Origin of the sequence: Deinococcus hopiensis KR-140 (assembly GCF_900176165.1) — a bacterium.
GTDB classification, from domain to species: domain Bacteria; phylum Deinococcota; class Deinococci; order Deinococcales; family Deinococcaceae; genus Deinococcus; species Deinococcus hopiensis.
This window is the reverse complement of record NZ_FWWU01000003.1, coordinates 114,717-141,533: the sequence shown is the minus strand read 5'-3', so window position 1 is coordinate 141,533 and position 26,817 is coordinate 114,717. Positions and strand designations below refer to the sequence as shown.

The 26,817-nt window shown below is 66.6% G+C and carries 20 protein-coding genes and 2 pseudogenes; 14 read left to right on the top strand and 8 right to left on the bottom strand.

The window, feature by feature from the left end; translation table 11 throughout:
* Nucleotides 1–71: 71 nt before the first annotated feature.
* Nucleotides 72–2,156, top strand: coding sequence for a BTAD domain-containing putative transcriptional regulator (locus B9A95_RS02465; protein WP_084045381.1), 2,085 nt, complete (start codon nucleotides 72–74; stop codon nucleotides 2,154–2,156).
* A 22-nt stretch (nucleotides 2,157–2,178) separates the two neighbouring features.
* Here the strand turns inward: B9A95_RS02465 and B9A95_RS31450 are convergent, their stop codons facing one another.
* Both B9A95_RS31450 and B9A95_RS02460 read right to left on the bottom strand, forming a co-directional pair.
* Nucleotides 2,179–2,592, bottom strand: a complete 414-nt coding sequence (locus tag B9A95_RS31450; protein ID WP_139806403.1) for a hypothetical protein — start codon at nucleotides 2,590–2,592, stop codon at nucleotides 2,179–2,181.
* Nucleotides 2,593–2,665: 73 nt separating this feature from the next.
* Complete coding sequence (locus tag B9A95_RS02460) at nucleotides 2,666–3,430, bottom strand: hypothetical protein (RefSeq protein ID WP_084045380.1); 765 nt, start codon at nucleotides 3,428–3,430, stop codon at nucleotides 2,666–2,668.
* A 400-nt stretch (nucleotides 3,431–3,830) separates the two neighbouring features.
* Between B9A95_RS02460 and B9A95_RS33135 the strand changes: the two genes are divergently transcribed.
* From B9A95_RS33135 to B9A95_RS02445, 3 genes are all read left to right on the top strand, one after another.
* Nucleotides 3,831–4,442: an HD-GYP domain-containing protein gene (locus B9A95_RS33135; protein ID WP_170928386.1), complete on the top strand. Its 612-nt coding sequence runs from the start codon at nucleotides 3,831–3,833 to the stop codon at nucleotides 4,440–4,442.
* 256 nt (nucleotides 4,443–4,698) lie between these two features.
* A complete protein-coding gene (locus tag B9A95_RS02450) occupies nucleotides 4,699–6,711 on the top strand; it encodes an ATP-binding protein (RefSeq protein WP_139806401.1) in 2,013 nt (670 codons plus the stop codon).
* Between the two features lie 194 nt (nucleotides 6,712–6,905).
* Nucleotides 6,906–10,250, top strand: coding sequence for an ATP-binding protein (locus B9A95_RS02445; protein WP_084045377.1), 3,345 nt, complete (start codon nucleotides 6,906–6,908; stop codon nucleotides 10,248–10,250).
* Nucleotides 10,251–10,613: 363 nt separating this feature from the next.
* Here B9A95_RS02445 and B9A95_RS02440 read toward each other — a convergent pair whose 3' ends face one another.
* The 3 genes from B9A95_RS02440 to B9A95_RS02430 all read right to left on the bottom strand — a co-directional run bounded on the left by B9A95_RS02440 (nucleotide 10,614) and on the right by B9A95_RS02430 (nucleotide 12,881).
* On the bottom strand, nucleotides 10,614–11,321 hold the full coding sequence (locus tag B9A95_RS02440; RefSeq protein ID WP_084045376.1) for a carboxypeptidase-like regulatory domain-containing protein: 708 nt from the start codon (nucleotides 11,319–11,321) through the stop codon (nucleotides 10,614–10,616).
* 74 nt (nucleotides 11,322–11,395) lie between these two features.
* Nucleotides 11,396–11,974, bottom strand: coding sequence for a hypothetical protein (locus B9A95_RS02435; protein ID WP_084045375.1), 579 nt, complete (start codon nucleotides 11,972–11,974; stop codon nucleotides 11,396–11,398).
* Between the two features lie 448 nt (nucleotides 11,975–12,422).
* Entirely contained in the window at nucleotides 12,423–12,881 is a 459-nt protein-coding gene (locus tag B9A95_RS02430) for a hypothetical protein (RefSeq protein WP_084045374.1), read from the bottom strand.
* A gap of 616 nt (nucleotides 12,882–13,497) precedes the next feature.
* Between B9A95_RS02430 and B9A95_RS02425 the strand changes: the two genes are divergently transcribed.
* The 4 genes from B9A95_RS02425 (at nucleotide 13,498) to B9A95_RS31445 (ending at nucleotide 16,542) form a co-directional block, all read left to right on the top strand.
* The gene (locus tag B9A95_RS02425) at nucleotides 13,498–14,352 is read left to right on the top strand and encodes a hypothetical protein (RefSeq protein ID WP_084045373.1); all 855 of its coding nucleotides are present in this window, start codon (nucleotides 13,498–13,500) and stop codon (nucleotides 14,350–14,352) included.
* 55 nt (nucleotides 14,353–14,407) lie between these two features.
* Nucleotides 14,408–15,784, top strand: a complete 1,377-nt coding sequence (locus B9A95_RS02420; protein WP_084045372.1) for a multicopper oxidase domain-containing protein — start codon at nucleotides 14,408–14,410, stop codon at nucleotides 15,782–15,784.
* A 201-nt stretch (nucleotides 15,785–15,985) separates the two neighbouring features.
* Nucleotides 15,986–16,279 carry a hypothetical protein gene (locus B9A95_RS02415; RefSeq protein ID WP_084045371.1) on the top strand — a complete coding sequence of 98 codons (294 nt, stop codon included), beginning with the start codon at nucleotides 15,986–15,988 and terminating at the stop codon, nucleotides 16,277–16,279.
* Nucleotides 16,267–16,542 carry a hypothetical protein gene (locus B9A95_RS31445; RefSeq protein ID WP_139806400.1) on the top strand — a complete coding sequence of 92 codons (276 nt, stop codon included), beginning with the start codon at nucleotides 16,267–16,269 and terminating at the stop codon, nucleotides 16,540–16,542. Before B9A95_RS02415 ends, B9A95_RS31445 begins: the two co-directional genes overlap by 13 nt.
* A 23-nt stretch (nucleotides 16,543–16,565) precedes the next feature.
* On the opposite strand, the gene B9A95_RS33130 is transcribed toward B9A95_RS31445, so the two are convergent.
* Together B9A95_RS33130 and B9A95_RS02405 are read right to left on the bottom strand one after the other, a co-directional pair.
* The gene (locus B9A95_RS33130; protein WP_170928385.1) at nucleotides 16,566–17,054 is read right to left on the bottom strand and encodes a transposase; all 489 of its coding nucleotides are present in this window, start codon (nucleotides 17,052–17,054) and stop codon (nucleotides 16,566–16,568) included.
* Between the two features lie 1,106 nt (nucleotides 17,055–18,160).
* Complete coding sequence (locus tag B9A95_RS02405) at nucleotides 18,161–18,910, bottom strand: carboxypeptidase-like regulatory domain-containing protein (protein ID WP_084045369.1); 750 nt, start codon at nucleotides 18,908–18,910, stop codon at nucleotides 18,161–18,163.
* A gap of 321 nt (nucleotides 18,911–19,231) precedes the next feature.
* On the opposite strand from B9A95_RS02405, the pseudogene B9A95_RS02400 reads away from it, so the two are divergent.
* From B9A95_RS02400 to B9A95_RS02380, 6 genes and pseudogenes are all read left to right on the top strand, one after another.
* Nucleotides 19,232–20,310, top strand: a pseudogene (locus tag B9A95_RS02400) (transposase family protein).
* Between the two features lie 99 nt (nucleotides 20,311–20,409).
* Nucleotides 20,410–20,838 carry a DUF805 domain-containing protein gene (locus B9A95_RS02395; RefSeq protein ID WP_084045368.1) on the top strand — a complete coding sequence of 143 codons (429 nt, stop codon included), beginning with the start codon at nucleotides 20,410–20,412 and terminating at the stop codon, nucleotides 20,836–20,838.
* Nucleotides 20,839–21,632: 794 nt separating this feature from the next.
* A complete protein-coding gene (locus B9A95_RS02390) occupies nucleotides 21,633–22,175 on the top strand; it encodes a hypothetical protein (protein ID WP_139806399.1) in 543 nt (180 codons plus the stop codon).
* 27 nt (nucleotides 22,176–22,202) lie between these two features.
* Nucleotides 22,203–22,661: pseudogene (locus B9A95_RS34955) on the top strand (tRNA(His) guanylyltransferase Thg1 family protein).
* An 84-nt stretch (nucleotides 22,662–22,745) separates the two neighbouring features.
* Entirely contained in the window at nucleotides 22,746–22,922 is a 177-nt protein-coding gene (locus B9A95_RS34395; RefSeq protein WP_212648223.1) for a hypothetical protein, read from the top strand.
* Between the two features lie 310 nt (nucleotides 22,923–23,232).
* Nucleotides 23,233–25,755 carry an excinuclease ABC subunit UvrA gene (locus tag B9A95_RS02380; protein ID WP_084045366.1) on the top strand — a complete coding sequence of 841 codons (2,523 nt, stop codon included), beginning with the start codon at nucleotides 23,233–23,235 and terminating at the stop codon, nucleotides 25,753–25,755.
* Nucleotides 25,756–25,929: 174 nt separating this feature from the next.
* Here B9A95_RS02380 and B9A95_RS02375 read toward each other — a convergent pair whose 3' ends face one another.
* Complete coding sequence (locus tag B9A95_RS02375; protein WP_212648222.1) at nucleotides 25,930–26,244, bottom strand: hypothetical protein; 315 nt, start codon at nucleotides 26,242–26,244, stop codon at nucleotides 25,930–25,932.
* Between the last annotated feature and the right edge of the window lie 573 nt (nucleotides 26,245–26,817).

The following is a 26,817-nucleotide window of genomic DNA, read 5'->3' as shown; positions in this document are numbered from 1 at the left end:
CGCCTGGCTGTGACGTGAGGGACCGCCGGGACGAACCCACCCGACATCCTCCTTGGTAGAATTCACGCCTCATGACAGGTGAGGGACAGGGGGTGGGGTGGCGCCTGCAGGTGCTGGAGGGCCCGAGGCTGGTAGGGCCCGGAGTGCGCCTGGAAGGAATGGAACACCGCACAGCGGCCCTGCTGGCCTACCTCGCGCTGGAGGGAGAAACGCCCCGCGCCCGTCTGGCCGGACTGCTGTACCCGGACGCACCCACCGCCCGGGCGCGCAATAACCTGGTGCATCTCCTGCGGCGACTGCGCCGCGCCGCAGGGGCAGCGCTCGTGGAGGGAGATCAGGCGCTGAGGTTGGTGGGTGGCCTGGAGATAGACGCGCAGGCGGCGCTGAGGGGCGAGGGCCCCTGGCCCGAGGGCCGGGCCGAACTGCTCTCGTCCCTGGAGCTGTCCGACCTGCCCGACCTGGAGGAATGGGTCCTGGCCTGGCGCGAGCGCCTGCTGGAAGCGCGGCGAGCGGCTGCGCTGCGCGCGGTGGCGGCGGCCCAGGCGCGTGGCGACCACGCGGCGGCGGTGACGGCGCTGCAGGCACTGCTGAACGCCGACCTGCTTTCCGAGGACATCTGGCGTCACCTGATGCGGGCCCATTACCTTGCTGGTGACCGTCCCGCCGCGCTGCAGGCCTACGCGCGCTGCTGCGAAGTGCTGCAGCGGGAGGTGGGCGGAACTCCCGAACCGGAGACGCAGGCGCTGGCGCGGCGGATTGATCGGGGAGAGGTCCTGCCGGACGCGGCAGCGCGGCCCACTCCCCTGCCGCTGGCCGTCCTGCGCCCCCCCGCCCTGGTCGGGCGGGAAACCTCCTGGGCGCAACTCGAAGCCGCGTGGAGGCGCCACCAAACGATCTACATCACGGGCGAGGCGGGGGTGGGCAAGACCCGGCTGGCGCAGGACTTCGTGGGCAGCAAGGGCCGGGCGCTGTACCTTCCCGGTCACGTCGGCGCGGAGCATACGCCCTTTGCTGCCGCCACGCACAATGCCCGCGCGCGACTGGCGGCTGCGCCGCACGTCACGCTCCCCGGCTGGGTTCGGCGTGAACTCGGCCGCCTACTGCCTGAACTCGGACAGGGAGACCCCCCGCAGCCCATCGCGTCGGAGGCCGACCGGCTGAACTACTACCTCGCCCACCTGGAGGTCGTGCGCCTCACCTCTCCTGGCTTCGCGGCCGTCATCAACGACGACGTGCAGCACTACGACCCGGCCACTGTGGAACTCGGAGCTTTCTTCCTCACACAGGGGGACATGCCCGGCGGGCCGGACGAGGGACCCCGGCACCTGATCCTCTACCGCCAGGGCCACCTGCCTCCGTCCACCCAGGCCCGGGTGGACGGGCTGGTGGACCGGGGGGTAGCCGCCCGCATCGAGCTCGCACCCCTGGATCCTGGGGGGGTGGCGGACCTCCTGGCTGCCCTACCGGAAATGCCGCCGGGCGCGGCGGACTTGCCGCACAAGCTCCACAGCTTGACCGGCGGCAACCCGCAGTTCATGCTCGAAGCGCTGCGGCACATGTTCCAGACCGGGAAATTCGAGGTGGATGACGCGCTACGGGCGCGCGCTTCCGGCGTCACGTCCCTCATTGCCGGGCGGCTGGCCGGGCTCTCCCCCACCGCGCTCCAGGCCGCTCGCGGAGCGGCGGTGCTGGAAGACGGCTTCTCGCTGGAACGCCTCGCCGAGGTACTGGGCACCGGCCTGCTCGCCCTCGCCATCGCTTGGGAGGAACTGGAAGCCGCCCAGGTCGTCAGCGGCGAGCGCCTCAGTCATGACCGCGTTCGTGAGGCGCTGCTGGGCGGCATGTCCCCCGGCGTGCGGACCCTGCTGCACCGCGCGGGCGCCCGGGTCCTGGCTCAGCATTCGGTGCATCCCAGCCAGGTGGCGAGGCACTGGCGTGAGGCCGGCGAGCTTCACCAGGCTGCCGAATGGCTTTTCCGGGCAGGCCAGGCCGCACAGGCAACGCTGCGCGAGGCCGAGGCCGCCGACTTCTACGCGCAGGCCGCGCAGACCTATGCGGCCGTGAGCGATCTGGACGGTGCGCGGCGCTCGGAGGACGCCCGGCAAGCGGCCCTGACTCGCCTGGAAGTTCATCCTGCCCTGGAACGCGGCGGCTGACCGGTGATCGACGAACCGGCCGTCAACCCGAACCTCCAGCAGCAACGCACCATACGGCCCGGCGCGTAGAAATCTGCGGACCGTGTGCAGCGCACCGTGAAGCTCTGTTCCATCCGGCGGTGCAGCCCGGAGGAACGGGGCCGTCGGTGACGCTTCCGCCGCCTACCGGGCAACCAACGCCGATTTTGAGGGGAAGGGTCGTGGGGAGTTCCCTTCGGGGCGGGGAGCCTGCCAGATCACGGGAGCTGGCGGCGAGGGCGTTCTCCACGCAGGTCTGCGCTGCGTCCCCGCACAGGCGCGCGCAGCGCTGGGCCTCCGGACCGCCGAGCTTCATCAACCGTGTGGCGGAGGTGGCCGTGTCGGCCTGGGTTGCGCCGAGTGCGGCCGCTACAGCTCCAAAGGTCGTGGCGGGGTGCCGGGTGACCGGCAGTTCCACCGGCAGTCCTCCCCCTGCCAAAACAAACCGGCCCCACATGGAGGCCGGAGAGAAGGACACCGGTCCGCGTGCCTCATCGGCGCGAACCGTAGGGTAGGGCGAGCGCCTCCCCGTAGGTGTGCGCGGTCCGCACGCAGTGGTCCAGCAACCGCAACTCGCCGGATGTGCCGCGCCCCGTGACGAAGCGGCCTTGCAGGACCCTCGGCACCCGGTCCTCCAGCCGAAGCGTGGTGGTGCCCAGCACAGGACCAACTTGCCGCGCAGGGCTGAGGCGGGGCACGCTGCGGTAGGTGTAGACCAGTTCCAAGCCCTGAGGGGTGTCGAGAAAGGCCGAGCGCAACCCCTCTGCCTGGCGGTCTAGGGTGTACAGCGTCACGCGGACCCGCAGGGCCGACTGGCGAACCACCAGGAAAGCCATCAATGCGCCTGGGTTGACAGTCCCCGGCGGCAGGGAGGTGGGCGTGATCAGCCCGCGCCAGGTGCCGCGCAGATCCGGCAGCGGCCAGCCCAACCACCGCCCGACGCGCGTGTGCCACAGCCCTCCCTCAAAAGCCAGCAGCAGGGCCGCGAGGGTCAGGGCGGCGAGAAGCGCCTCGGCCCAAAGCGGTGCAACGCTGCCCAGACGACTCCAGATCAGCGCGCAGCTCAGCCAGGAGAGCGCACCGGCAAGGGCAACGAGGGTCACCACCACGCGGACGAGATGTGACCGGACCGGCAGGGCGGGCAGGGCAGAACGGCCACCAAAGGGAAAGGCGAAGGCCTGCGGCTGCCGGGCATACACCGCCCAGGAGCAGCCCCGGGCAACAGGAAGAGGGGGAGCAGAGGGGGAAGCGGTCATGCGATCACCTTAAAGAAGGGGGGATGATTCCCGCGTGATGCGAGTGCGTGGTCCTTTTCCCCACTTCAGCGTCAGGAACTGGTCAGGCCCGGCAAGCTGTGAGGGCGGGAAGAATCCCAGCCGCCACAGACAGGGTCTGCTGAAGCGCTTCCAGATCGGCGAAAAACGGTCGGCCCCTCGCAGCGCGGCCTCCTGGCAAAAGCCCGGAAGGTGGCCTTGTCCCCGCAAAGGAGGGATTTTTCCACGTGTCATGCCCCGATCACCCCTGCCCCCTTACGCTCTGGCTATGAATCGCCCGGTCCCCTCCTCTTCTGCCCACACCGTTCAAGCGGTGCTCCGCTCCCGGGGCTCATCTGTGGGGTGGCGGGGACCACGCCGGGCGAGCCGTCTGGAGTTCGTCATGTCTGCACCCACCCCCAAGCCCAGGGACCGCTTCCTGCCCACACCTGACAGTGCCGATGGGCAGATTGAAGACCTCATCTGCACCCTCCTCGGTCAGCTGGGTGCACACGACGGGGCGTCGCTGCAGCACAGCTTCCGGGTGGCGCAGCTTGCCGGAGCGCTGGGTCAGGCGCTGCGCCTAAGCCCCACCGAGCGGCGGGAGCTTCACTGGAGCGCCCTGCTGCATGACATCGGCAAGCTGTTCGTGCCCACGGCCATTCTGAACAAACCCGCCGCGCTGACAGTCGAGGAGCGCCGCTGGGTGGACCTGCACGCCCAGGGGGGCGCGGCCCTGCTCGCAGCGTATAAGGTCCTGCCCGCGTCCGTGATTCAGGTGGCCCGGCACCATCACGACCCCCACTGCACGCCGGCGCCGGGCCCTCGGCTCTCCCTGCCTGTGCGCATCGTGGCCGTGGCCGACGTGTACGACGCCCTGACCTCCGCCCGTCCCTACAAACCTGCCTGGACGCGGGAGGCCGCCCTCGCCGAACTTCAACGCTGCGCAGGTCACTGTTTCGACCCCCAGCTCGTGGCGGTCTTCGCGCAGATGCTGACAGCCCCCCAAGCCTGAGCCCGGCTCCCCACGACAGCGCTTGACAGGTCTGAACCACAGCCTTGCCTGCTCCCCTTCACCCGGTGAGGAGACAGGCCCGAGGAACCGCTCAACAACCAAGGCCCCTCGGTCCAGGGCCTTGCGCGTGAACTCCGGGGAGCCTGCGTTGGGAGCGTTGGAACGGGCCTTTGTTGGTAACGCCCCGACGTCGGTTGCGGCCGGGCGGGCGCAGTGGGAACACCATGCCTGGCGGCCCGGCTTGCTAGCTTGGATCGTGTCAGACTCAACCCGCACCTGGCGACTCACGCTGCTGGGTTCCCCGGCCCTGCAGGCTCCTGAAGGTCAGCGCCCTCGCTGCGAGGGCAAGATGCTCGCGGTGCTTGCACACCTCGCGCTGGAGGGCCCGACTTCCCGAACCCAACTGGCCGGGCGGCTGTGGCCCGAGACTGGCGAGTCAGCGGCGCGCAACAATCTCGTTCACCTCCTGCGCCGGATGAGGGCGCAGCTTGGGGCGGAACTCGTGCAGGCGGGCGACGTCCTCAGCCTGGCCCCGGAGGTCGAGGTGGATGTGCGGGACACCCGGGCCACGGGCGAGCTGCTGGAGGGCGTCACGTGGCCGGAGTTGCCCGAACTGGGCGACTGGCTGCTTTCGTGGCGCGAGCGGCTGAGTGGCGAACGCGGCGCGAGGTGGCGCGCCGAGGCGCAGCGCCTGGAGGACGCGGGCCGCTGGACAGAGGCGCTCGACGTGGTGGGCCGCCTGCGCGGCCTGGACCCCACCTCGGAAGACGGACTGCGCCGCGAGATGCGGCTGCACTACCTCCTGGGCGATCCGGCGCGGGCGCAGGCCGTGTACGAGGTGGGCGCTCAGCGTCTGCGGAACGCCTTCGGAAACGAACCCCTGCCCGAGACCCAGGCCCTGGCGCGCGACATTGGGCGCGGCACCCTGGTCCCCTTTGCTGCGCCGAAGGCCTCCTCCAGGCAAAACGTGGAACCGCCCCTGGTGGGTCGTGAGGAAGCCTGGGCGCAGATGGAGGCGGCGTGGGCGGCTGGGAAGGGCATCGTCTTGACGGGCGAGCCGGGCGTTGGCAAGACGCGTCTGGCGCTCGATTTCCTGGAGGCCCACGGGGGCGGGATGCGCTTCCGGGGGTGCCTGGGCGACGCGGGTCTGCCCTACGCCACGCACTCGCGTACCTACCGTCAGGTACTCGCGGCCTACCCTGACTTGGACCTGCCTGATGGGGTGCGGGAGGAGCTCGCGCGGATCCTCCCGCACCTCGGGCCCGCACCCGCTCCCATTACGGACGAAACCCAGAAGACGCGCTTCTGGCAGGCCAAGACCGATGCCCTGGGCGCGGCCATCGCGCGGGGCCTGCACCGCCTGGTCTTTGACGACACGCAGTTTATGGACGAGGCGAGCATCGAGGCGGGGGCGTTCGTCTTCGCGCACCTGGGCTGGGGGGACCCGGCAGCTGACTACCGCACCATCCACTGCTTCCGCAAGGGCGAACTCAGCCCCATGCAGCAGGGGGTGCTGGGCGCGATGGTGGGGGCCGGACTCGTCGCCCTCGTGGAACTGGAGCCGCTGAACGCTGGGGCGGTCGAGCAGCTGGTCAGAGAACTGGACCTGCCCGTCCGGGGAGACCTCGTCCCCGCCCTCGCCCGTTACACCGGGGGCAATCCCCTGCTGCTGCTCGAAACCGCCCGCAGCCTGCGCGAGGCGGGCCTGGAAGAGGGTCCCGCGCAGGGAGGTCTGCCCCTGCCCGACTCGGCTGGTCAAGTCATCGCCTCGCGGCTCTCCCGCCTTTCTCCGGGCGCGCTGCACGCGGCCCGCGCCGCCGCCGTGCTTGGCAGCGACTTCGACCTGGAGCTGGTGGCACAGGTGCTTGGGGCACCACTGCTGGAAACGGCGACCGCGTGGGAGGAACTGGAGACCGCGCAGGTCGTGCGCAGTCAGGGCTTTGAGCACGACCTGATCGCCGACGCCGTGCTTTCGGGCGTGCCGGGAGCTGTGCGGCGGCTGCTGCACCGCTCGGCGGCCCGGACGCTCACCTCGCACCATTCCCCTCCTGCACGGATCGCCCGGCACTGGCGCGAGGGCGGAGAGCCGCGTGAGGCCGCGCCGTGGTTCGTTCGTGCGGGGGAGGAGGCGCGCGCCGCCTACCGCTTTGGTGAGGCCGCCGCCCACGACCTCGAAGCGGCCGCCGCCTTTGAGGAGGCCGGCCAGCCCGGGGAGGCCGGGCGTCTGCGCGAACGGGCCCACACGGCCCTGACGCCACGCGCGGGGTAGTCGACGGTCAGGGCAACCCACCGGTCCCCAGGCTGTCTTCTGCCCGGGAACGTGGCTGCCTGCGGACAGTATCAGCGGTGCGCCGCAGCGGCAGCTTCCTCGGGGAGACCCGCACCCCTCTCCCTGCCAGCCCCTTCCACCAAATGTAGACCTGCCGCTTTCCCTGCCAATTTTTTCCGTAACATGAAGACAACGTGAACACAGCTTCCTGCTGGCGACTGGAGGTCCTGGGCAAACCGCGTCTGGTCCGGCCCGACGGCCAAACGCTGCGGCCGGAGGGCAACGGTCTGGCCCTTCTGACCTATCTGGCGCTCGAAGGCCCCACCCTGCGGTCTCGCCTGGCGGGGCTGCTGTGGCCCGAAACGCCGGAAGGGGCGGCGCGCAACAACCTCGTCCACCTGATTCGCCGGATTCACCGGACCTACGGCGAGGACCTGCTGCACGCGGATGACCGGGTGGGTCTCTCCGAGGAGGTCTGGGTCGACGCCTCCCAGCTGAACGGGTCCCAGGAGGACAACGCGGGCGAGACCCCACCGGGCACCCTGCTCGAGGAGGTGCACTTCGACGATCGCCCGGATCTGGCTGACTGGCTGCTGGCCTGGCGCGAGCGGCTTGACAACGTGCGGGCCGAGCGGCTGGGACGGACAGCGGCGCGGCAGGAGGAATCGGGCGACCTGACCGGGGCCCTCGTCACCACCGCCCAGCTCCTCGACTTCAATCCGGTGTCGGAGGAGGTCTACCGCCGCCTGATGCGCCTGCATTACCTGTCGGGAGACCGGGGAGCGGCGCTGGCAGCGTTCGAGCGCTGCCGTACGGTGCTGCAGCGCGAGTTCGGTACCGGCCCACTCCCCGAAACGCTGGCGCTTGCCCGGGAGGTCGAGCGCGGCACCCCACCCGCCGCTGCGCTCAACCGGCCCCGCATTCCGCTTAGCGTCTTGCGTCCACCCAGCCTGATTGGGCGTGAGCCCGAATGGGCGCGAATGGAGGAGGCCTGGGAGGCGGGGCAGTTCATCATCCTGGCGGGCGAGGGCGGAATGGGCAAGTCGCGGCTGGCGCGAGACTTCGCCGCCAGCAAGGGGGAGGTGGTCGTGCTGGAGGGCCGACCAGGCGACGCGCTCGTGCCGTACGCCACGACCACCCGCAACCTGCGCCGCGTCCTCGCGCGCGTGCCAGACCTGCCGCTGGAGCCCTGGATGCGGTCCAGCCTCTCCCGCCTGCTGCCCGAATTGCTGGACGGTGCCCCGGCGCCGACCGGGCCAGACGCCCGGCTGCACGCCGCGATTCACCACGTCTTCCGCATGGGGCTGGCAGGGGTGAGCGCCTTCGTGTACGACGACCTGCACCTCGCTGACCCAGCGTCGATCGAGGCGGGGTTCGTGCTGATCTCATCCTCGTTTCCCCTCGGTCAATCGGGGGGCGTGCCCCGGCTGATTGCGACCGTTCGCCCGGCCGAGCTTCCCGCCCCCACCGCTGAGATTTTTGGGCAGATTGTGGGAGCGGGCCATGGCGTGCGGCTGGACCTCGAACCGCTGGCTCCAGAGGCGGTGGGGACGCTGCTGCGCGACCTCGACGTGCCCTCCGTGCGGGAGATGGGACCTCAGCTCGCGCGCTTCACGGGCGGCAATCCCCTCTTTCTGCTGGAAACGGTCAAACACCTCATCGAGAGTCCCCGCGGAGACGGAGCCCTGCCCGTCTCGGCACGGGTCTCGCAGCTGATCGAGGGGCGGCTCGCCAAGCTGTCTCCGGCAGCCCTGGGGGCGGCACGCGGCGCGGCCGTGCTGCAGAGCGACGTGCGCATCGAGCTTGTGGCCGCTGTGCTGGGAGCACCACTGCTCGACACAGCCGCCGCCTGGGAGGAGCTGGAAGAAGCGCAGGTCATGTCGGGCGAGGACTTTTCCCACGACCTCGTGCGGGAAACGGTGCTTGCGGGTATTCCCCAGTCAGTGCGGCGGCTGCTCGGCCGCAGCACGGCACGGATGCTGGAGCGCGAGGGGGTCAGGGGGGCGCGGGTGGCCCGGCACTGGCTGGAGGGAGGCGACGACGAGAAGGCCGCGCCGCACCTGCTGGAAGCGGCCGAGCTGGCGCGGCGTCAGGGACGACTGCGCGAAGCCGCCGCCTTCTGCGAGCAGGCGGCCGACATTTTTGAGGCCCGTGGCAGCCTGGACGGGGCCTTTGAGGCGGTCTACACCGCGATGCGCCTGACGGTGGAGATCTCGTACCAGGCCGAGTTGCCCCGGCTGGGCGAACGGCTCACCGGTCTGGCCCGTACCCCCACGCAGCACGCCCGGGCCTATGAGGCGAGGATGCACCGGCTGTACGAACAGGGCGACTGGGCAGGTCTGGAGGCGCTGTCCGGCACCACCCTGGACCGGGCGCGTGAGGTCGGGGACCGGGAACTACAGGCGGTGTGCCACGAGGCGCTCACGGCGGTTACCCTCTTCTGTGGACGGCTGGACGAGGCGCGGGACCACCTGAGGCAGATGGCGCAGATCGCCAGCGAACTGAATCATGGATCTCTGCACGCCATTACCCACATCGGCCTGGGGCGAGTTGAGGGCTTCGCCCATCGCCGCGCCGCGCTCAACCACTTTGAGCAGGCGCTGGCGCTGTACACCGACGTGTCCGGGGACCAGACCGGGCAGGTGTCGGCCCTCGCCAAGATGGCGGTGATGTGGCATGAGCTCGGCCTGGCCCCCCGCGCGTTGGACGCCGCCCAGCGGGCGGGCGAGGTGCTGGCGCGGCTGGACGTGGACAGCTACTACCACCTGGCGCAAGCGCACAGCACCTTCCTGGCCCAGCATGCGCTGGGTGATTACCGGGGGGCACTGGCGACCCTGCGCGGGGCGCTGAACCTGCCCGAGCAGGACCAGGTGTGGTGGCGCAGCCTCCTTCACCTGGATCTGGCCCGCCTGTTCCTGACGCTGGGCGCAGCAGATCTGGCGAGGGCCGAGGTGATCACCGTGGAGGCACGCGCCGATCTCCAGCCGCTTGACGTACCCCACCTGCTGCTGCTCAAGGCACAGACGCTGGCGCGGCGGGGTGAGGAGGCCGGGGCAGTCTTTGACGCCGCGCTCGCCCAGCCGGGCACACGCCTCAACGCCTATGAACACGCCCGCCTCCTTCTTGCACGCGGGCCGACGCTCTCCCCCACCCGAGCCCTGCTGGACGCTGAGACAGCCCTCGTCCTCGCGCGCGAGGACGAGCTGGGCGGCGTGGAAATCGCAGCCCTCACCCGCCGTGCCCAGGCCCACCTCGCGCTCGGCCAGCTCAAGCAGGCGGCCGAGGACAGCGCCGCAGCCACACAGCTTTGCGCGGCGTTCACCCCAGAATTTCCTCTGGGTGAGGTCTTGCGCACCCACGAGGAAGTGCTGGAAGCCCTGGGCGCTCCCCGGGCACCCGAGTTCCGTGGGGCCGCCGCGACGTGGCTGGAGCAGGCTGTGCAGAACGTCCCAGAAGAATTTCAGGCGACTTTCCTGGAAGAGTACGGGCGCCGCCGCTCGCCTGTGGGGCACGAACCCGCCCAGGTCGCGAAGGGGTAGTCCACGCAGAGGCGAGACCTTGAAGGCTGGCCACTCCGCCTCGCCCTACTTCACTCCTGACCCCGCCCGGGTCCAGTACGGGGGTTCCGGGCGGAGGGCAGCGGCTGGCGGCCATAGTCTGTGCGGCCGAAGGCTGTTTCCATCGCTGAACGAGCTGGAGCAAGCAGGATGGGGGAGCCCGCTGCACCTTTGCGAGCACGTGGGGACACACCATCAGGACTGCGGGTGATCCGCGGTGCAGTCACGGGCTTACGCGAGCAGAGCGAGCAGGAAAAACGGTGACGGAGAGGCGTGCAAGCACCGGAGCGGAGGGGGCTGTAACGGCTGATCCGCGCAAACCGTATCACCGTCCCCTTGACCCGCCTACTTCTGCGGAGTGCGGTAGGACAGTTCCATGCGGATTCCGTACAGGGTCTCGCGAAATGTACCCACGGTGACATCGGCGTAGGCGCCCTGCCCCTCGGCCTTCACCTCCAGGGGTACGGGCGTGCCACCTGGGGCGTGGGTCGCCGAAATGCGGTAGTGGCCCACGGCCACGTCGGTGATGGGGCCGCACTTGCGCTTGAAGGTCTTTCCCGTACTGCCATCGATGAGGGGGCCCACTGGGGTGAAGGTCAGCTCACAGCTGTCCTCGTCCACATCCCCACCCCCGTAGTACACGTTGACCTTCTGGCCGAGCACGCCGTTCCCGCGGTTGCCCTGAACACGCCAGACGAAGTCGCGCACCCCACCGTCCCGCGCGGCAAAGGCCGAGTCGTCGTCCGGGTAGACGGTGAATATGAACGTCTGATTACCCCAGGACCGCTTGAGGGTCGCGTAGGGGGCCCAGGTGCCGATCTCATGCGGCAGGTCCAGGCGGTAACGGCCCTGTCGGTCGGTCCGGGCGAGCACATTCACGTTGTAGTAGACGGTGTTGTGGGCGGAGACCTCCACTCCCTCCAGGGGTTGACCAGCGGCGTTGCGAACCACACCGGTCATGACCCAGGGTGTTGACTTCGCTGGTCCTGCCAGGGCAGGTGCCGTGAGCGAGAGGGCGAGGAGGGCCAGGGCCGAATGGGGAGTCTGATGCATGATGATCGTCCTTCGGTGGCTCAACTGCACGCAGGCGCGGGAAAGGGCGGGGCAACCCGCCCAGGTGCCCGCGCTTACGCGGAGGCGAGCGTCGTCTGTGTTTTGCTGGACTGCGCGGCCATCAGGGCGAGTCCCAGCAGGAACCAGCCGGTGGCGGTGTGCCAGCCAAACTCGGCGAGGGGCATGTCCTGCAGCCTGGCGAAGGCCATGTACGCGAAGCCCACGGGCAGTGAGACGCCGCAGAACAGGGGAGCCAAGCGCAGCGGTAGCGGCAGCACCCGGGCGAACAGCGCCGCGACGCTCACCGCGAAGGTCAGCACCATACTCAGCGGCCAGCAGAGATCCGCGACGATGTACACAGGGCTCTGCATGTTGAAGTGACCGGTGTCCAGGGGACTTTGCAAGGCCGCCAGGAAGATTGTGATCAGCGGTAGGGTGACGATGAAGCGCCCAAGCCTGCCGTGCCCAGCGGCGCGCAACTTTCTCAACCCCAGCATGGCGCACCACCACCCCACCGCAAAGGCCATGTAGAGCAGGTTGCCCGTCAGATCGTTCTCGCCGTTGAGGGTGCGCTCCATTCCGTGGCGGTACCCGTCGATGAGCATGGCGGGCGCGCAGAGCATGGTGATAAGTCCGAGGGTGCGTACATTCACGGTGGTCTCCTGGGTTGACCCGGGGCTGGGTCTGTCGAGGGGCTTTGCTGAGGAGGACTGGCTCACTTCACGGAAGCGAGGTCGGGGCTCACGTCACCCACGGGGCCGGACGCCCGCCCCGGGGACCGGGGGCGTCCGCGGTGCTGCACGCGTCCGCGAGGTCACCGCCGTCCACAACACCGTTGCCGTTGGTCTCTGGACTGCGATTAGCACGTAGGCCCGGTCCTCCAGAACCGGAAAGGCGAAGGCGTCCTCTCTGCCGCTGCCCGCCACAGGCTGAATCTCAGCGTGACCAGCACGCTGCGGCCCTGCGGTGACGTCACGGTGCCGCGAATACCGATCCTGGGCGAGGTCTTGCCCGGCTTGTCGGTGCGGTAGAAGGTGGCCGGCGCGCCCGAACCGTCCTGAAGCTGGGTGAACCGGGCCTCCCTGCCGGAGTTGTCTACCCTCAGCGCCCAGCGGCGGACGGAGGGAGTGGCGGGTTGACGGGGCCGTTCCATACGCTCGGCCGCACCGCACCCTCGGTGGGCGTGAAGGTCATCTTGCCGTCCTCAAACGTGGCGCGGCCCTTCTCGTCGCTGAGGATCTTGCCCTGGCACGCCCCTGCGTCCAACGCGAGGAGACCCGCGTACTGGTACGGGCCGTCTGCCCTCAACTTGAGGCTGAAGCTACTGCCCGCGCCACCCTGCCATGCCCGACTGTTGGGGGCGTAGTCCCCGACCGACGCTGACTCGCCCGCCTGCCACTCCCCCTGCACCTCAGGCGGCCCGGTAGGGCTTCCTCCCACGGTTGTATCGCTGGGCGGCACGTCTGTACTCCCGGTGCGCAGCGCGGCGGCCCCGCCGTACCCGGCGAGCAGGGCGGTGCGCGGCAGAGCGGTAACGGTCTGGGTGGTTTTGGTCTTCATGGTGGTCTCCCAGTGCCCCAACTCGGGGCGAGCGTGGTGGCACGGTAGGAACCAGGGGATGACCGGCGGATGGCGTGAGCGCGGCGGGTCACCCAGCAGTCATCCCCGCGTTCTTCCCTGATCCGGCGCTCATGCATGCGGGACCGCCCAGGAAGGTTGCGCAGAATGACCAGCAACAGGCACGCGGCCGGGACTCCACTTTTGCTCACATTTCTCCACCGGTCAGACGAGCGCTTTTGCTGTGTGGAGACGCAGAAACGTGATGGCAGGCCCGCCTTCCGGCACACCGGGCACGCCGCTGGGGATGGGGGTGGACAGTGGTGGTGAAGCTCCCAGTCCCAGGGAAGGTCTCCCCCACCTCTCACCGTCTCCCCTCGCTCCCGTTTTCCGCTGTGTCAACACAGTCACCGCCGGATTCCTCGGGGGTGCGAACTGGAAGGACCTCAGCGTGTGGAAGGCCAACGTGAGCCGCTCCAGAGCAGCGGTCCCTGCCCCAGGGCCAGGAAGCGCACCCCGCAACCACACTGCCCGGAGGGGCATGTCATTCCCGCGCCATCGTATTCCCGGTACGGTCTGCCCAGTTTGCGCCCAGCGGCGCGGCCACAAGGAGACCGACATGAAAGAGAAGCTGCTCACCACCCTGACCCTCGCCCTCAGCACCGCTGCCCTGGCGCACGCGGGGCACGGCTCCGCCGCCACCTTCACCCTGACCGGCAAGGACGCGGCCTTCACGCTCGCGGGGCCAACGAGCGTGGCCCCCGGCTACACCTCCTTCGCCTTCAGCAACACCACCGAGCAACCCTTCACGCCGGTTGTGGCGCGCCTCAAGAGCAGCGTGAGCGACACGGATGTGAAGGCGGCCCTGAGCGCGCTGATGGCCTCACACGGTGAGGACATGAGCGCCATCGAGAAAATCGCCGAGTTTGCGGGCGGCAGCGGCGGCGTGATGCCGGGCAGCACCTTCCAGTTCGGCACCAACCTCACGCCCGGCCGCTACGTGGTATTCGGCTTCGGCGCGAGCGAGGACGGCAAGGCCCTGTACGACCTGGGGCAGTACCGCTCCTTCGACGTCACCGGCGCGGCGAGCGGCGTTAAAGCCCCCCAGGCGAACGTAAAGGTCACCCTGCAGGAGTACAAGGTGGTCCTGCCGGCCACGGTGAAGGCCGGGAAGCAGGTGTGGCAGGTTTCCAACGCGGGCCAGGAAACGCACCACCTCATGCTGATGCGGATCAAGGACGGCAAGACGATGAAGGACGTGGAAGCCTTCTTCAAGGCGGCGGACCCCTCGCAGGCGGGCGAGCCCCCCTTCGAGGACGCGGGCGGCCTCGAGACCATCTCCAAGGGGCGGAGCGCTTTCGTGTCCTTCGATCTCGCGCCCGGTGAGTACGTTGTGGCCTGCTTCCTGCCCAGCGCCAAGCAGCACGCGCCGCACTTCATGCTGGGCATGATGACCGGCCTGAACGTCAAGTAAACCCTCTCGCGGGCGGGGCCAGAGTGCGCTCCCGCCCGGTTCCCCCGGAGCCCCCATGTCGCCTTTGCCCCCGCGCTTCCGCTTCCGTCCTGCCCCGCGCCTGACCTCCTGGGTGTTGGGCGTCCTCCTGCTGCTGGGTGGTCCCACCAGGGCCCTGGACGTGCCGCACGAGCACCCCGCACCCAGTTCCGGCAGTTTCGCGGCCCACGACAGCCTGATCCGCGACTTCGTGGCGGCTCCGAATGGGACGGTACCGCTGAAAAACTTCACAGGTCAGGTGCGGGAGTTCACGCTGGAGGTCCACGAGACCATGAGCGAGATCACTCCTGGGGTGCGGGTGAAGCAGTGGGCCTTCGGCTTTCCGGGACAACCCCCGAGCGTTCCCGGCCCTGAGTTGCGGGTAAAGGTCGGCGACCTCGTCCGCATCACGCTCCGGAACACCACTGACCGCGCCCACTCCATCCATCTGCACGGCATCACGTCGCTCGCGCAGGGGATGGACGGCGTGCCCCACACCTCACAGGCCGTGTTGCCGGGGCAGAGCTTTTCCTACGCCTTCGTGGCGACCGACGCGGGAACGCACATGTACCACTGCCACGTCGAGACCAACCTGCACCTGGACATGGGGATGTACGGCGCGCTCATCGTTGAGCCGAGGGACAAGCCCATATGGGCAAAAGACCATGTGCTCATGCTCGACGAGTGGGACAGCCATCAGGACCCGGATGTGATCCCCCACAGGACCAACCCCAACTATTTCCTCGTCAACGGCAGGTCCTATCCCCTCATCCCCGACCTCCAGATTCCGCAGGGAGAGGTGCACCTGATTCGCCTGCTCAACATCGGGCAGGAGGTCCACAGCATGCACCTGCACGGCATGACCTTCCTGGTGGTCGCCAAGGACGGCCAGGACCTGCCCCTGCCTTACCGGGCAGACACCGTCCTGATCGCTCCCGGCGAGCGCTACGACCTGCTCGTGAAGGGGCGGGACGGCACCTTTCCGTTCCACGACCACATCCCTCCCCACAGCACGAACGATGGGGTGGACCCAGGCGGGATACACCTCATGGTGGTGGGCGGCCCCGAGCTCACTGCCGACAGCACCCCGGTTGCCGCTGCACCCGCCCACCCCCATGACCACGGGGCACCCTCACCCCCAGCCCAGAACTTCCCAGTTCAGGGTGGAACGGTCGAAGTCCATATCAGCGGCTTCAAGTATGCCCCGGGTCCCCTGCACGTGGAGCGCGGCACCAAGGTGGTGTGGATCAACGACGACATGGCGGCCCACACCATCGAGGTAAAGGGGGTGAAGGTCTCGCCGCCGCTGCGCAAGGGCGGGCGCTTCGCCGTCACCTTCGATCAGGCGGGAACGTACACCGTGGTCTGCGCGCAGCACTCCTTCATGACCGCCACGGTGACGGTCGAGCCGTGACCCGCTCCCCAGGGGACGCACGCTGCTGACCGCGCTCCCTGAGGAGCGCGGCTTTTCTTTGGGCTGGAACTCCTCATGTTGTCTCGTTCTCGCCCGTTCGGCGCTGGTCCGCACCGTTCGGATGGACCCGCTTCGTCAGTGCTCGGATGGGAGGTCGTGGCAGTCATGCGGCAATCATCCTCACCTCGTTACCCTGAGGCCATGACATCACCAGCCCTCCGCAACGGCGTGAAGCCGCCCGATGCACCGACCTCGCCCACCTATGAGTTGCTGTGCCAGCGTGCGCGGGCTCTGGGCCACGACGCCGCGTTCCTGTCCCTGCTGCGCAGGCCCGGGTTGGACCTGAACACCGCCCTGCGCTTCGCGCTTGACGCCGTACCTGCCCTGGAACTCCTGCCGCTTCCCGTGCTCGCCGAGGAACTCCGGGTCATCCTGGCGCGGGCAAGGTGCACCGGTCGCGGCTCCACCGTCATGGTGCGGGTGTGGTTGGCGTAAGGTGGTCCATCACCCAACTCGCCCTCAAGGTGCTCGCCGCGACTTCGGAAATGTCTGCCCCGACCGGACCCGGGGGACGAACCGTACACTTGAAGAACGCCACCGTCTGGATTGAAGCCAGGCCTGGTCAGGCCGAGCGGCAGGTACTCCATCGGACCGTGCTGCTGGACGTGTCCCCGGTGGAGGGTACGCTGGCCTTCCTGACCGGACCCACGGGGACCAACCTCCCTGCCAATCAGGTGCCGCTCCTCCAGCCCTTGTAGGTGGCTAGCGGGAGAAGCAGGGATCATGCAGCGGTACCCCACTTGGGAGCCCCAACAGCTCCCCGAAGGTCTGCTTTGGAAGCGTGCTGGCGGTGTGGGAGGTCGTGGTATTTGAGCTTGCGCCACTGTCCTTCCAAGGGGTTGAGTTCTGGGCTGTAGGACGGGAGATACGCGATCAGCAGGCCATGTTCTCTCCACTTTTGGCGGTGTTGACCCACTCTGGCGCTGGTATGAATGCTGGCTTGGTCCATCAGAAGCACCGTGGGACAGGCTGGATCAGCTTGCCCTGCCAGCATTTCGACGAAAGCCACGGTGTCGGCGGCTGTGGTGTTGCCTTCGATCTCGCGGTAGAGGACTTTGTCGGTGGCAAAGTCCACGCCGCCCATGGGATTTAGACGCGCCGTGATGCCACGTGCCTTGCTGGTAGGGACGTCCATCGCGCAGCCAATGGGTCGCCAGGTATACGTGTAGGGTTGGGTGAGCCTGCTCGCCGCCTCACCGAGAAACAACAAGCGGTTCAGGTCATTCAGCGCTCCTTTTTTACCGCTTCCAAGTCGTCTCGGAAGGCTGCTTTCTGTTCGGGGTCCGCTGGTGCGGCCACCACATATCGGGTGCGCTGCCAACGCATTCCCGCAGCGCGCAGCTGGTCTCGGAGCGCTGTTCTGCTGAGCAATGTACCCCGGGAGGGTGCGTGAGTTCCACGTCCGCTTGCCGCGTTCAAGTTGTTCCCGAACATCGGCCAAGATCTCTGGGGTCAAGCGGCTTTGTCGGCCCGGATGAACGCGGACCGCCTTGCTGGTAGAGATGTAGGGTGCGCCACACACGGGAAGCAGTCAAGAGACCCATCCCTGCGAGTTGGTAGGACGTGTCGCCCAGATGGGCGTACCACAGCCCGAAGTAGCGCTTGCGCTCACAGGGCAGAACATCAGCAGCAAAGATCCGTTGTTCGGGCGTGACGGCATCTTCAGCCGAGAGGCAGGGGGCGAGGCGTCTAATGCGTCAGTCGACTCCCGCTCGCCACTTAACGCTGGCTTGACCTGATGCAACTGACGCGTGACGACCGGATTGGCGCATTCCGCGTGGTGCTGGCTTGCAACAGCGTCATTTCAGAGCAGCAACCCAACCACATCTACCACCTCACGGGGCAGGATATAGGTGCCGCACCTGAGATCTCAGTCTCAGTGGTATGGCGCTACTCCTCGCCCCACACGGCCAAAATCTTCTCTCGCGTCCTTTCCAGCCCGCAAAGCTGCCCATAGCCGCCACACTTTATGCCTACCCGTCGAGCGAGTGCACCACTCACCTTCGACTCGCTATATATCCTGGGATGGGCTGACGCCCTACTGGCGTTATCAAGTGTGCCTTTGCATTGGGTGGGCTTATGGATGGCGTACCGCGACGGACGTCTCGGGTCGGCACAGCGTGATCTGCGGTGACTGGCGCGCCTGGCGCCCGCCTGGCGCCCCTTCATGACGGCTCAGTGTTACTGAGCATGGGGTGGTTGGGCGGGCGACTGGCGACCCGTGGGTATTGCAGGGGACGAGATCGGCATCCTGCCCGTCAAGCGGCGGACCTGTTCATGACCGCGCGACAACCACACCGCCGGGGACTACCGAAGTCAGCTTCCGCTTTTGGGGAACCGCACTTCCAGAAACATACTGGGGGTGAGGGCGTTGTAATCACGGGTAAACCCCCCCATGTATGCCGCGTTCCAGGCAGCGGGCGTACGGCCATCCATCCGTTGGCGGATCTCCAGCGGCCTCCCGTTCAGCGTGGCCGTCACCTTGTACGTCCCCCACATCACGTTGGGTATGACCGGGCCGCTCCCGCTGGACAGCAGCTTGAAGGTACGCGCCTTGCCCACAGAGCCGTCTGCGAGTTGACCCACTGGCGTCAGCGTCACTTGCACCTCAGTGATGTCCACATCGTACTCGCCGATGCCGCGCTCCACGAAGACGCGCCCCAGGCTTCCATAGGGGTCTTCGGACGTAGCGGGCTTCGGCTTGAAGACGAAGTCGCGCACGCCGCCCACGAGACCAGCAACGGCGTTCGGGTTGTTGGGAACAAGCTCGACATTCACCGTGAGGTCCTTGTACTTCAGTTTCATCTTGGCGTAGACCTGAAACGTGAAGGGCAGCTTACGGACATCTACGCGGTACTGTCCCTTTGCGTCCGTATACGTCACGAGTCCGCTGTCGTAGGACAATGTATTGTCCACGTCAATCTCAACGCCGGGCAGAGGCTTTCCCTGCTCATTCACGACGGTTCCCACGATAAAGCCCGCTTGGGCGGGGGTGGCGGCACGGGCCGCACCTGACAGACAGCCGAGACCCAGCAGGGCGAGGGCAGTGAAGTTGGTCTTGTGCATGATTGTTCTCCTTGGGCAACCGCTCCGGATTGCTTCCTCTGTACGCTCAAGTTAAGGAAGGGGGGATGGCGAGCGGATGGCAGGTGGCGTCAGTTGCGCCGACTGTCCTCTATCCCCTCCCTCGCGCAGACCCCGATCCAGGGCGGGTTCTCGTTTCTTACTGGAAGACGGAAGGCAAATGTTGCAACGCACGGAACGCCATGCCCGTAAGGGTGATGCTGGCGGCGTGCTGCGGACAGGGCCAGCGTTAGGGACGCCGTGCCTACTGGGTTCAGTGGGATGACGGGATGATAACTCAGCTCCTATACGGTGTTTTCTTTCATGAAGAACACCCGGAGCCGACCGCCTCAGTCTGGCCTCTGCGCCCTGCTCGCCCAGCACTTCCCCCTTGATCCTCGCCGACGGACCGTCCTGTGTGCCCTGATCCTCGCTGTCATTCAGACCTGGAGCGTCGTCCTGCACCAACCCGTCCAGATCGTCGATCTGCCAGACTCAAATGACACGGTGTACCAGCGTCTGAAACGCTTTGTGCAGTTCACCCTTCCGGATCTCCTCGTCGCCCTCTTCGTCCTGGCCCATCTCCAGGACGAGCAGCAATTGCCGCTCGTCCTCGACCGGACCAACTGGAAGCTGGGCTCTGCCAACATCTATATTCTCCTGATGGGCGCCTGCTGACAGACCTTCAGCTTTCCGCTCGCACAGCGGCAACAGGAACATGACAACCCGCATTACCCTGGTTGAGCGCGTGATGCCCCCGCTTGAGGGCTGGAAAGTGTTATTGATCCCCGACCAAGAATTCATCGGCGGGGAATGATTTGTCGCTTTGCGCCACTTCCACATTTCGCCAATCATCCGTCTCCGGGTTAACAGTGTGGTGCAGGGTTCGCCCGTGTGGGGCAGATCCAAGAACCTCAGTCCAGATGAGGTGCGGGGCCCGTCCCGTTCACGTCTATGGCCTCACCCTACGCGTTCTTGCAGGCAAGATCGCCTTCGGCCAGACCCTCTTCCTTGCCTATCAGGGACGCGCGGGATCAGCGCTGAAACGCTAAGCCTTGTGCTGAACTGCAGAGGATATGCATCAGGCTCTGAAGTCCAGGAGTTTCTTTCTGGAGAGCGCCCAACTCACCCCTCCCGCCCGAGTCTCAACCCTCCTGGCCGTGGTCGCACCCGCTTTTGAGTGGTGTTGCTTTGTGGGCGAGCTCAAGGAGCAGTGTGACGTGTCACGCTGCCTCAGACACGGGTATTCATCCAAAAGCCACTTCAGACGTGGTCTGGCTGCTCTACGTACCACTCTGAGCAAGATAAAAAGGGGCCCTGGGAGAGCACTCCCTCTCTTCTTTACCGCTTTTGACCCAAAGAGAGCATCTCCCATCCATGATCCCTGGAAGCGGCGTTTTTAAGGTCGTGATGCGGAGCATCACGCTCAACTGAAAGGGGAGGAGCAAGGCATAGGCGAACTTGCGGCTCAAAACCACCCTCATTGCATTTAATCTGAAAGGGTGAAGATTTTTCTGAACGTCATCAAGAACCACTACGCCGATTTCCGGGGCCGCGCTCGCCGCAACGAGTACTGGATGTTCGCTCTGTTCAGCGCCATCATCGGGTTCGTTTTGCAGATTCCGTTTTACGTTGTTGCGCTTCCCCTGATGGCGCAGCCGGACGAGATGGGCAGTGGCCTCAGCCCTGCGCTCTTCCTCAGCATGCTGCCGCTGATACTCTTCGGCCTGATCGTCTTTATCCCTTCCCTCGCCGTGACCGTCCGGCGGTTGCATGACGGCGGACGCAGCGGCTGGTGGTACCTCGTCTCCTTCGTTCCGTTGATCGGCAGCTTCTGGGTGCTCTACCTGCTGGTTCTCGACAGCGAGCCTGGCAACAACAAGTGGGGGCCGAGTCCCAAAGGCTCCTTGACACCAACACAGCAGTGGTAAACGGGCATCAAGGTACAGGGAGGAAACTACTGTCTGGTTTCCTCCTTTCCTTTTGGGAAGTGCGCTGAGTGGTCTGATGGAGAGGTACTTCGGGAGTTGAGTTGAAGGGGTCCTTTTGGCTCCGCGTTGTGATTGCACTCTCTACGGTGCGGAGGGAAACTTACCTCCCAACTTACTTCCCCATTCAACCATTGGTTGTACTTCGGAGAAATTCAGGAGAGTATGCATTTGCTGTCTGACGCAGCATTTACGGACGTGAACAGTGTTGAAACTCCTTCGTGCTGTGACCCACAGAAGGGAAGGAGCGGCTGCCCTTCAACCTGGCGGAGGAATGGGGTCACGGCGCCAATCGTGAAGCCCAGCTCCAGGGGTTCAGAACAGCACCATTCGCCCCTGAGCGCCCGAGCCGACAAGACTGGGTCCCGTCTGGGCCGGTTTTTGCATGGCCTGTGAATATTTCCCGAAGTACAGTTGGAGCATTTGTCAAAAAGAACACTTTTTTTAAGCTGAGAAGCGCGAGCGAACTTGAATGAGCATTTGTCCGAAGGGTGCCGCGAGGGATGCCCTTCCACTCGCAGCACCCTTCGGACAAATGCTCTAAACGGGCTGCGGATGGCCTTCTTTTCTCCACCGGCTGGACGGGATCAGCAGCGGCGTACTGGGACGGGCCTTCACCCCGCCTGCAGGGTGCGGGGGCTGACACCGCCCCTCTTCAGTCTGGCTGTCCACCGGAGGCGGGCGCTCCCTCCGACCCCTCAACCCACGGAGGACTTCCTTGACGTACAACGCCCTCCATGCCGCCGACGAAATCCACAACAGCGTCGAGTTGTCCCCCGACGTGCCCCCGCACCTACACCGCCTCCAGTGTGGTGGTCTACGGCCAGGACAAACAGCCGCTGGTGCCGCACTACGAGGTTGTGCGCGAGCTGGACCTGGAGATCGAGGTGGAAGGCGAGGGCTACTCGTTCGGCCACCAAGAGCACTACCTGGCAGCCTTCGCCGACTTCCCCAGCCTCACCGAGGCGCTGTCGAGCATCCTGCTGGGATGGGGCGCGCTGGGTGACCTGCAAAACCCTTTGAACAATCTCGCGCGCTTCGCGAGAGAGGCGTTCGCCCTGCCCGTTGTGGTGGACCCGCAAGCGGTACAGAGCGGCGCAGAACACGCCATCGCGGCCTACCTCTCTGGCGAGATGAGCGGCTTTGAAGGCAACGGGCAGGAGGCCGGGCAGAATATCTTGCGGCCCATTGCAATCACGCTCATGCCGGAGCAGTTCTTGGCGCGGCGCGGGAATGGGCTGAATGAAGGCCGACCTCGTCCGCCAACGCTTTACGCGTGAGATGGCCTCCAGCGTCATGTCGCGCGGATGCGTGCCCTGGAGTATTACCACACGCTGAAGCTCCTCCCCGGCACTTGGACGGTGCTGCGGGTGGACGGTCGGGGCTTTTCCCACTTGACTGCCGAGCACTTTGAGAAGCCCTTCGACGAGCGGTTCCACCAGGGGATGGTCACGACCGCGCAGGCCATGCGGGAAGAATTCCAGGGTACCTAAGCCTACACCGAGAGCGATGAGATCAACGTGCTCTTTCCGCCCCCGTGGACCCTCTTTGACCGGGAACTTGAGAAGCTCGTCAGCCTCTCGGTGGGAACGGCAAGCGCCGCCTTTTCCCTCGTCTGTGGGAAACGCGCCACCTTCGACAGCCGGGTGTGGGTGGGAATCACTGAACAAGATGAGGCGGACTATTTTCGCTGGCGGCAGGCGAACTCGGCGAGGTGCGCGCTGAAGGGCTGGGCCTACTCTGGACACCGCGGCAGGAGGGGATAGGCGTCGCCCAAGCCACAGCCACGCCCGAAGGGCAATCCAACGCTTTCAAGAACGCTGTTCGCGCGGGGCGTCAACTTCAAGGAGGTGCCGACCTGGCAGCGGCGCGGCACAGGGCTGTACTGGGAGACCTACGAGAAAGAAGGCTTCCATCCTGTGACGGGGCAGGCGGTGAAGGCCCAGCGGCGCATCAGGATTGACCGGGACCTGCCCATGAAGGACGAATACGGTGCGTTCCTCCGGGGGTTGTGGCCACCGAACTGAAGAGCGCGCCGGGCCCTGCGTTCTGGGCGGTCTCCCCTTTGGCCTGTCAGGCCCTGCCCCGGCAATAGTGGTGCCGGTGGGCCACTGCTGGGTCCTTCCAGATTCACTGCGCTCTGTTCAGCGAGATGAGACCCGGCAGGTCCAGTGGGACGCTCTGCCCAGGGGAGAGTCGAAGGGCACGTACCCCGGCCCTTGCGGTGCACCGGCTTGGAACCACTGCGCAAGGGACGAAATGCCGTCTATGCCCGGGATTGGGTCAACCTTGTGACTCAGCCTGTCTGCCTGCCCGGACTTTTCATACTGCGGAGCAATGACATATCCTCCTGGGTCTTCCGGCTTCGTGCGGGTGCGCGGCGCGCGGGAACACAACCTCAAGGACCTCTCGGTGGACCTCCCGCGGGACGCCCTGGTGGTGTTCACCGGCGTCTCCGGCTCTGGCAAGTCCTCCCTGGCCTTCGGAACTCTGTACGCCGAGGCCCAGCGGCGGTACCTCGAATCCGTCTCCCCCTATGCCCGCCGCCTCTTTCATCAGCTCGGGGCACCGGACGTGGACGCCATCGAGGGTCTGCCCCCGGCAGTGGCCCTGCAGCAGCAACGGGGAACGCCGACCACCCGGTCCTCGGTGGGCAGCGTGACCACCCTGTCGAACCTGGTGCGGATGCTCTACTCCCGCGCGGGGGAGTACCCCGAAGGGCAGGACATCATCTACGCCGAGGGCTTCTCGCCCAACACCCCCGAGGGCGCCTGCCCGAACTGCCACGGCCAGGGCCAGGTGTACGAGGTGACGGAAGCCTCCATGGTCCCCGACCCGTCCCTGACCATCCGGGAACGGGCGGTGGCGGCCTGGCCGCAGGCCTGGGGCGGGCAGAACCAGCGCGACATCCTGGTGACGCTCGGTATCGACGTGGACACCCCCTGGCGTGATCTGCCGCAGGAGACGCGCGACTGGATCCTCTTCACGGACGAGCAGCCCGTCGTGCCCGTCTATCCTGGTCTGACCCCCAAAGAAACCCATGACGCCGCGAAGCGTAAGCTCGAACCCGGATACATGGGCACCTTCAGTAGCGCCCGGCGGCACGTCCTTCATACCTTCGCCACCACAGAAAGCGCGGCCATGAAGCGGCGAGTACAGGCGTATATGATCGCTGCGGAGTGCCCGGTGTGCTGTGGCCGACGGCTCCGCCCCGAAGCCCTGGCGGTCCGGTTCATGGGATACGACATCGCCGAGTTCTCCCGCCTGCCGCTCCAGCGGGTGGCCGCGCTGCTGCGCCCCTTTGCCGAAGGCAGGGAACCTGACCATGCGGAGCAGGTCCAGAGGCACCCGGAGCGGGTCATTGCCCAGGAGCGTATGGCGAGGGACCTCGCAGCGCGGTTGGACGTGCTGCTGAGCCTTGGCCTGGGGTACCTGGCCCTCGAACGCTCGACGCCGACGCTCTCCCCCGGCGAGTTGCAGCGCCTGCGCCTCGCGACCCAGCTGCATTCCAACCTCTTCGGCGTGGTGTACGTCCTTGATGAACCCTCTGCTGGTCTGCATCCTGCTGATACGCAGGCGCTCCTCACGGCGCTGGACGGCCTGAAAGCCGCGGGAAATTCCCTGTTCGTCGTCGAACACGATCTGGATGTGGTACGCCGAGCGGACTGGATCGTCGACGTGGGACCGGGAGCGGGGGAACAGGGCGGGGAGATTCTTTACAGTGGTCCGCCTGGAGGCCTGCGGGACGTGCCAGCGTCGCAGACGGCCCGGTACCTCTTCAGAGAGGAAGAGTCGGGGCCACAGGAGGCGCGCAGCCCATCCGGCTGGCTCGAACTCAGCGGTGTGACGCGCCACAACCTGCGGGAGCTCAAGGTCCGCTTTCCTCTGGGCGTACGCACCTGCGTGACCGGCGTCTCCGGCTCGGGCAAATCCACCCTGGTCACCCAGGTGCTTGCCTGGACGCTCGCCGCTCATCTCGGTCAGCCCCCGGCACCAGAGCACGACGAGGAGGCCGAAGAGGTGCTCCCTGCCGGCGCGGCCCACCTCGCCGGTGACGTCGCGCTCCTCTCCCGCCTGGTTCAGGTAGATCAGAAGCCGATTGGGCGCACGCCGAGAAGCAACCTGGCGACGTATACCGGCCTGTTCGACCACGTGCGCAGGCTCTTTGCCGCCACCCCCCTGGCCAGACAGCGGAAGTACAGCGCGAGCCGCTTTTCCTTCAACGTCAGGGGCGGGCGCTGCGAGCACTGTCAGGGCGAAGGCTGGATGATGGTGGAACTGCTGTTCTTACCCAGCGTGTACGCCCCCTGCCCCGTCTGTCATGGATCGCGCTTCAACGCGGAGACGCTCGAAGTCGCGTACCAGGACAGGAACGTCGCCGAGGTGCTGGGCATGACGGTGGACGTCGCCTGGGCATTTTTCAGGAAGGAAGCGCCGGTCTTCCGCGCCTTGGACACCCTGCGCGAGGTCGGCCTGGGTTACCTGCGGCTCGGCCAGCCGGCAACCGAACTGTCGGGAGGAGAGGCGCAGCGCGTTAAACTGGCGGCCGAGCTGCAACGCGCCGGGCGGGGGCGGTCAGTCTACATTCTGGATGAACCCACCACGGGGCTACACCCTGCCGACGTGAAGCGCCTGACCCAACAGCTGGACCGGCTGGTGGACGCGGGACACACAGTCATTGCCGTCGAACACGACCTGCAGGTGGTGGGCAGCAGCGACTGGGTGATCGACGTCGGCCCGGGCGCGGGCGATGAGGGTGGACGGGTGGTGGCCGAGGGCACCCCCAGGGAAGTGGCGCAGGCTCGGGGCAGCCGGACCGCTCCCTTCCTGGCCCGAACCCTTGGCGTGAATCCCAAGTGACCAGGAATCGGTTGTACACAGCCACAGCAGGGTGGTCGGGCAAGGACCGTCCCGGGTCGTTCCCACGCCAGGAACGTCAGCGCTGGAGTGTCCTGAGCCGTGCTCTGGAGCGTGGTAACCGGCAAGCGGTTGATCCGTGGCCTCTGGGCACCTCAGGGTGCAGTTACCCGAGCTTCAGTCCTCCTCGTCCATCAGAGCCCCGTTGACCTCCCGCACGAAGCGGTACAGGGGTCCCTCCGTGACGGCGTCCTCCGGGCCCACCTCTTTCCCGGAGAGAACCTGCTCCACCGTGTCCCCAAAGCCGATCACCACCCACCACCGCCGCCCATCCACTTCACAGGTCCAGGTCGTGCGCACGAATTTTCCCGTGTCTGTCCGCACCTCGGCCATGACGGGATCCCAGGCATCCGCACCGAAGTCCTGCAGGAGGTCAGTGGGTACGCCACGGGCCGTGAGCTGCCGCCGGAGGTGAGCCGAGCGATACTTCAATGTCCTGCGGCCCCTCATCCTGAGGCGCACCCGGTCGAACAGCTCTTGCGGCCCAGTCTGGACATGAAAGCGTGCGGTCTTGAACGCCTTCCCTGCGGCCCCCTGCTTCGACTCCCGCTCGCTCACCCGTGGTCCTCGCTACGGGCAGTGGGCTGAATGTCATCGGAAAGCCCGGGACGCCGGGTACTGTATCGTCGGGAAGTTGGGCGCATCTGGTTTCCGCACCTTACGTGATTTCCCCCGTTTTCAGGAATAGCCAGCTTTCACAGGGCCTCCACCGAGAACATTTGTCAAAAAGAGGACCTCCTTTTGATCGAGCCCAGCGAGCGAACTTGAATGCGCATTGAGGAGAATGAGGAGCCGTGAGGGGTGCCCTTCCACTCGCGGCGCAATTCGGACAAATGCTCTAAGCAGTGATGTTCAAGATCCACACCCGGGCAGCTTCAGCAGATGCACGCCACACTCGACACTCTCACAGGTTTGCTCTGGAAGACACTGATCGGGGCCTTCTCGTGATGAGACTGGCGGCGCGCCGCTTTGTTCCACGGCCCGTTATTCCATCCAAAACCATCC

Excerpts from the sequence above, each read along its gene's own strand:
- B9A95_RS02465 (WP_084045381.1), top strand. The coding sequence starts at position 72 with ATGACAGGTGAGGGACAGGGGGTGGGGTGGCGCCTGCAGGTGCTGGAG.
- B9A95_RS02460 (WP_084045380.1), bottom strand. The coding sequence starts at position 3,430 with ATGACCGCTTCCCCCTCTGCTCCCCCTCTTCCTGTTGCCCGGGGCTGC.
- B9A95_RS33135 (WP_170928386.1), top strand. The coding sequence starts at position 3,831 with ATGTCTGCACCCACCCCCAAGCCCAGGGACCGCTTCCTGCCCACACCT.
- B9A95_RS02440 (WP_084045376.1), bottom strand. The coding sequence starts at position 11,321 with ATGCATCAGACTCCCCATTCGGCCCTGGCCCTCCTCGCCCTCTCGCTC.
- B9A95_RS02430 (WP_084045374.1), bottom strand. The coding sequence starts at position 12,881 with ATGAAGACCAAAACCACCCAGACCGTTACCGCTCTGCCGCGCACCGCC.
- B9A95_RS02425 (WP_084045373.1), top strand. The coding sequence starts at position 13,498 with ATGAAAGAGAAGCTGCTCACCACCCTGACCCTCGCCCTCAGCACCGCT.
- B9A95_RS02420 (WP_084045372.1), top strand. The coding sequence starts at position 14,408 with ATGTCGCCTTTGCCCCCGCGCTTCCGCTTCCGTCCTGCCCCGCGCCTG.
- B9A95_RS02415 (WP_084045371.1), top strand. The coding sequence starts at position 15,986 with ATGACATCACCAGCCCTCCGCAACGGCGTGAAGCCGCCCGATGCACCG.
- B9A95_RS02405 (WP_084045369.1), bottom strand. The coding sequence starts at position 18,910 with ATGCACAAGACCAACTTCACTGCCCTCGCCCTGCTGGGTCTCGGCTGT.
- B9A95_RS02390 (WP_139806399.1), top strand. The coding sequence starts at position 21,633 with ATGCCGCCGACGAAATCCACAACAGCGTCGAGTTGTCCCCCGACGTGC.
- B9A95_RS02380 (WP_084045366.1), top strand. The coding sequence starts at position 23,233 with ATGACATATCCTCCTGGGTCTTCCGGCTTCGTGCGGGTGCGCGGCGCG.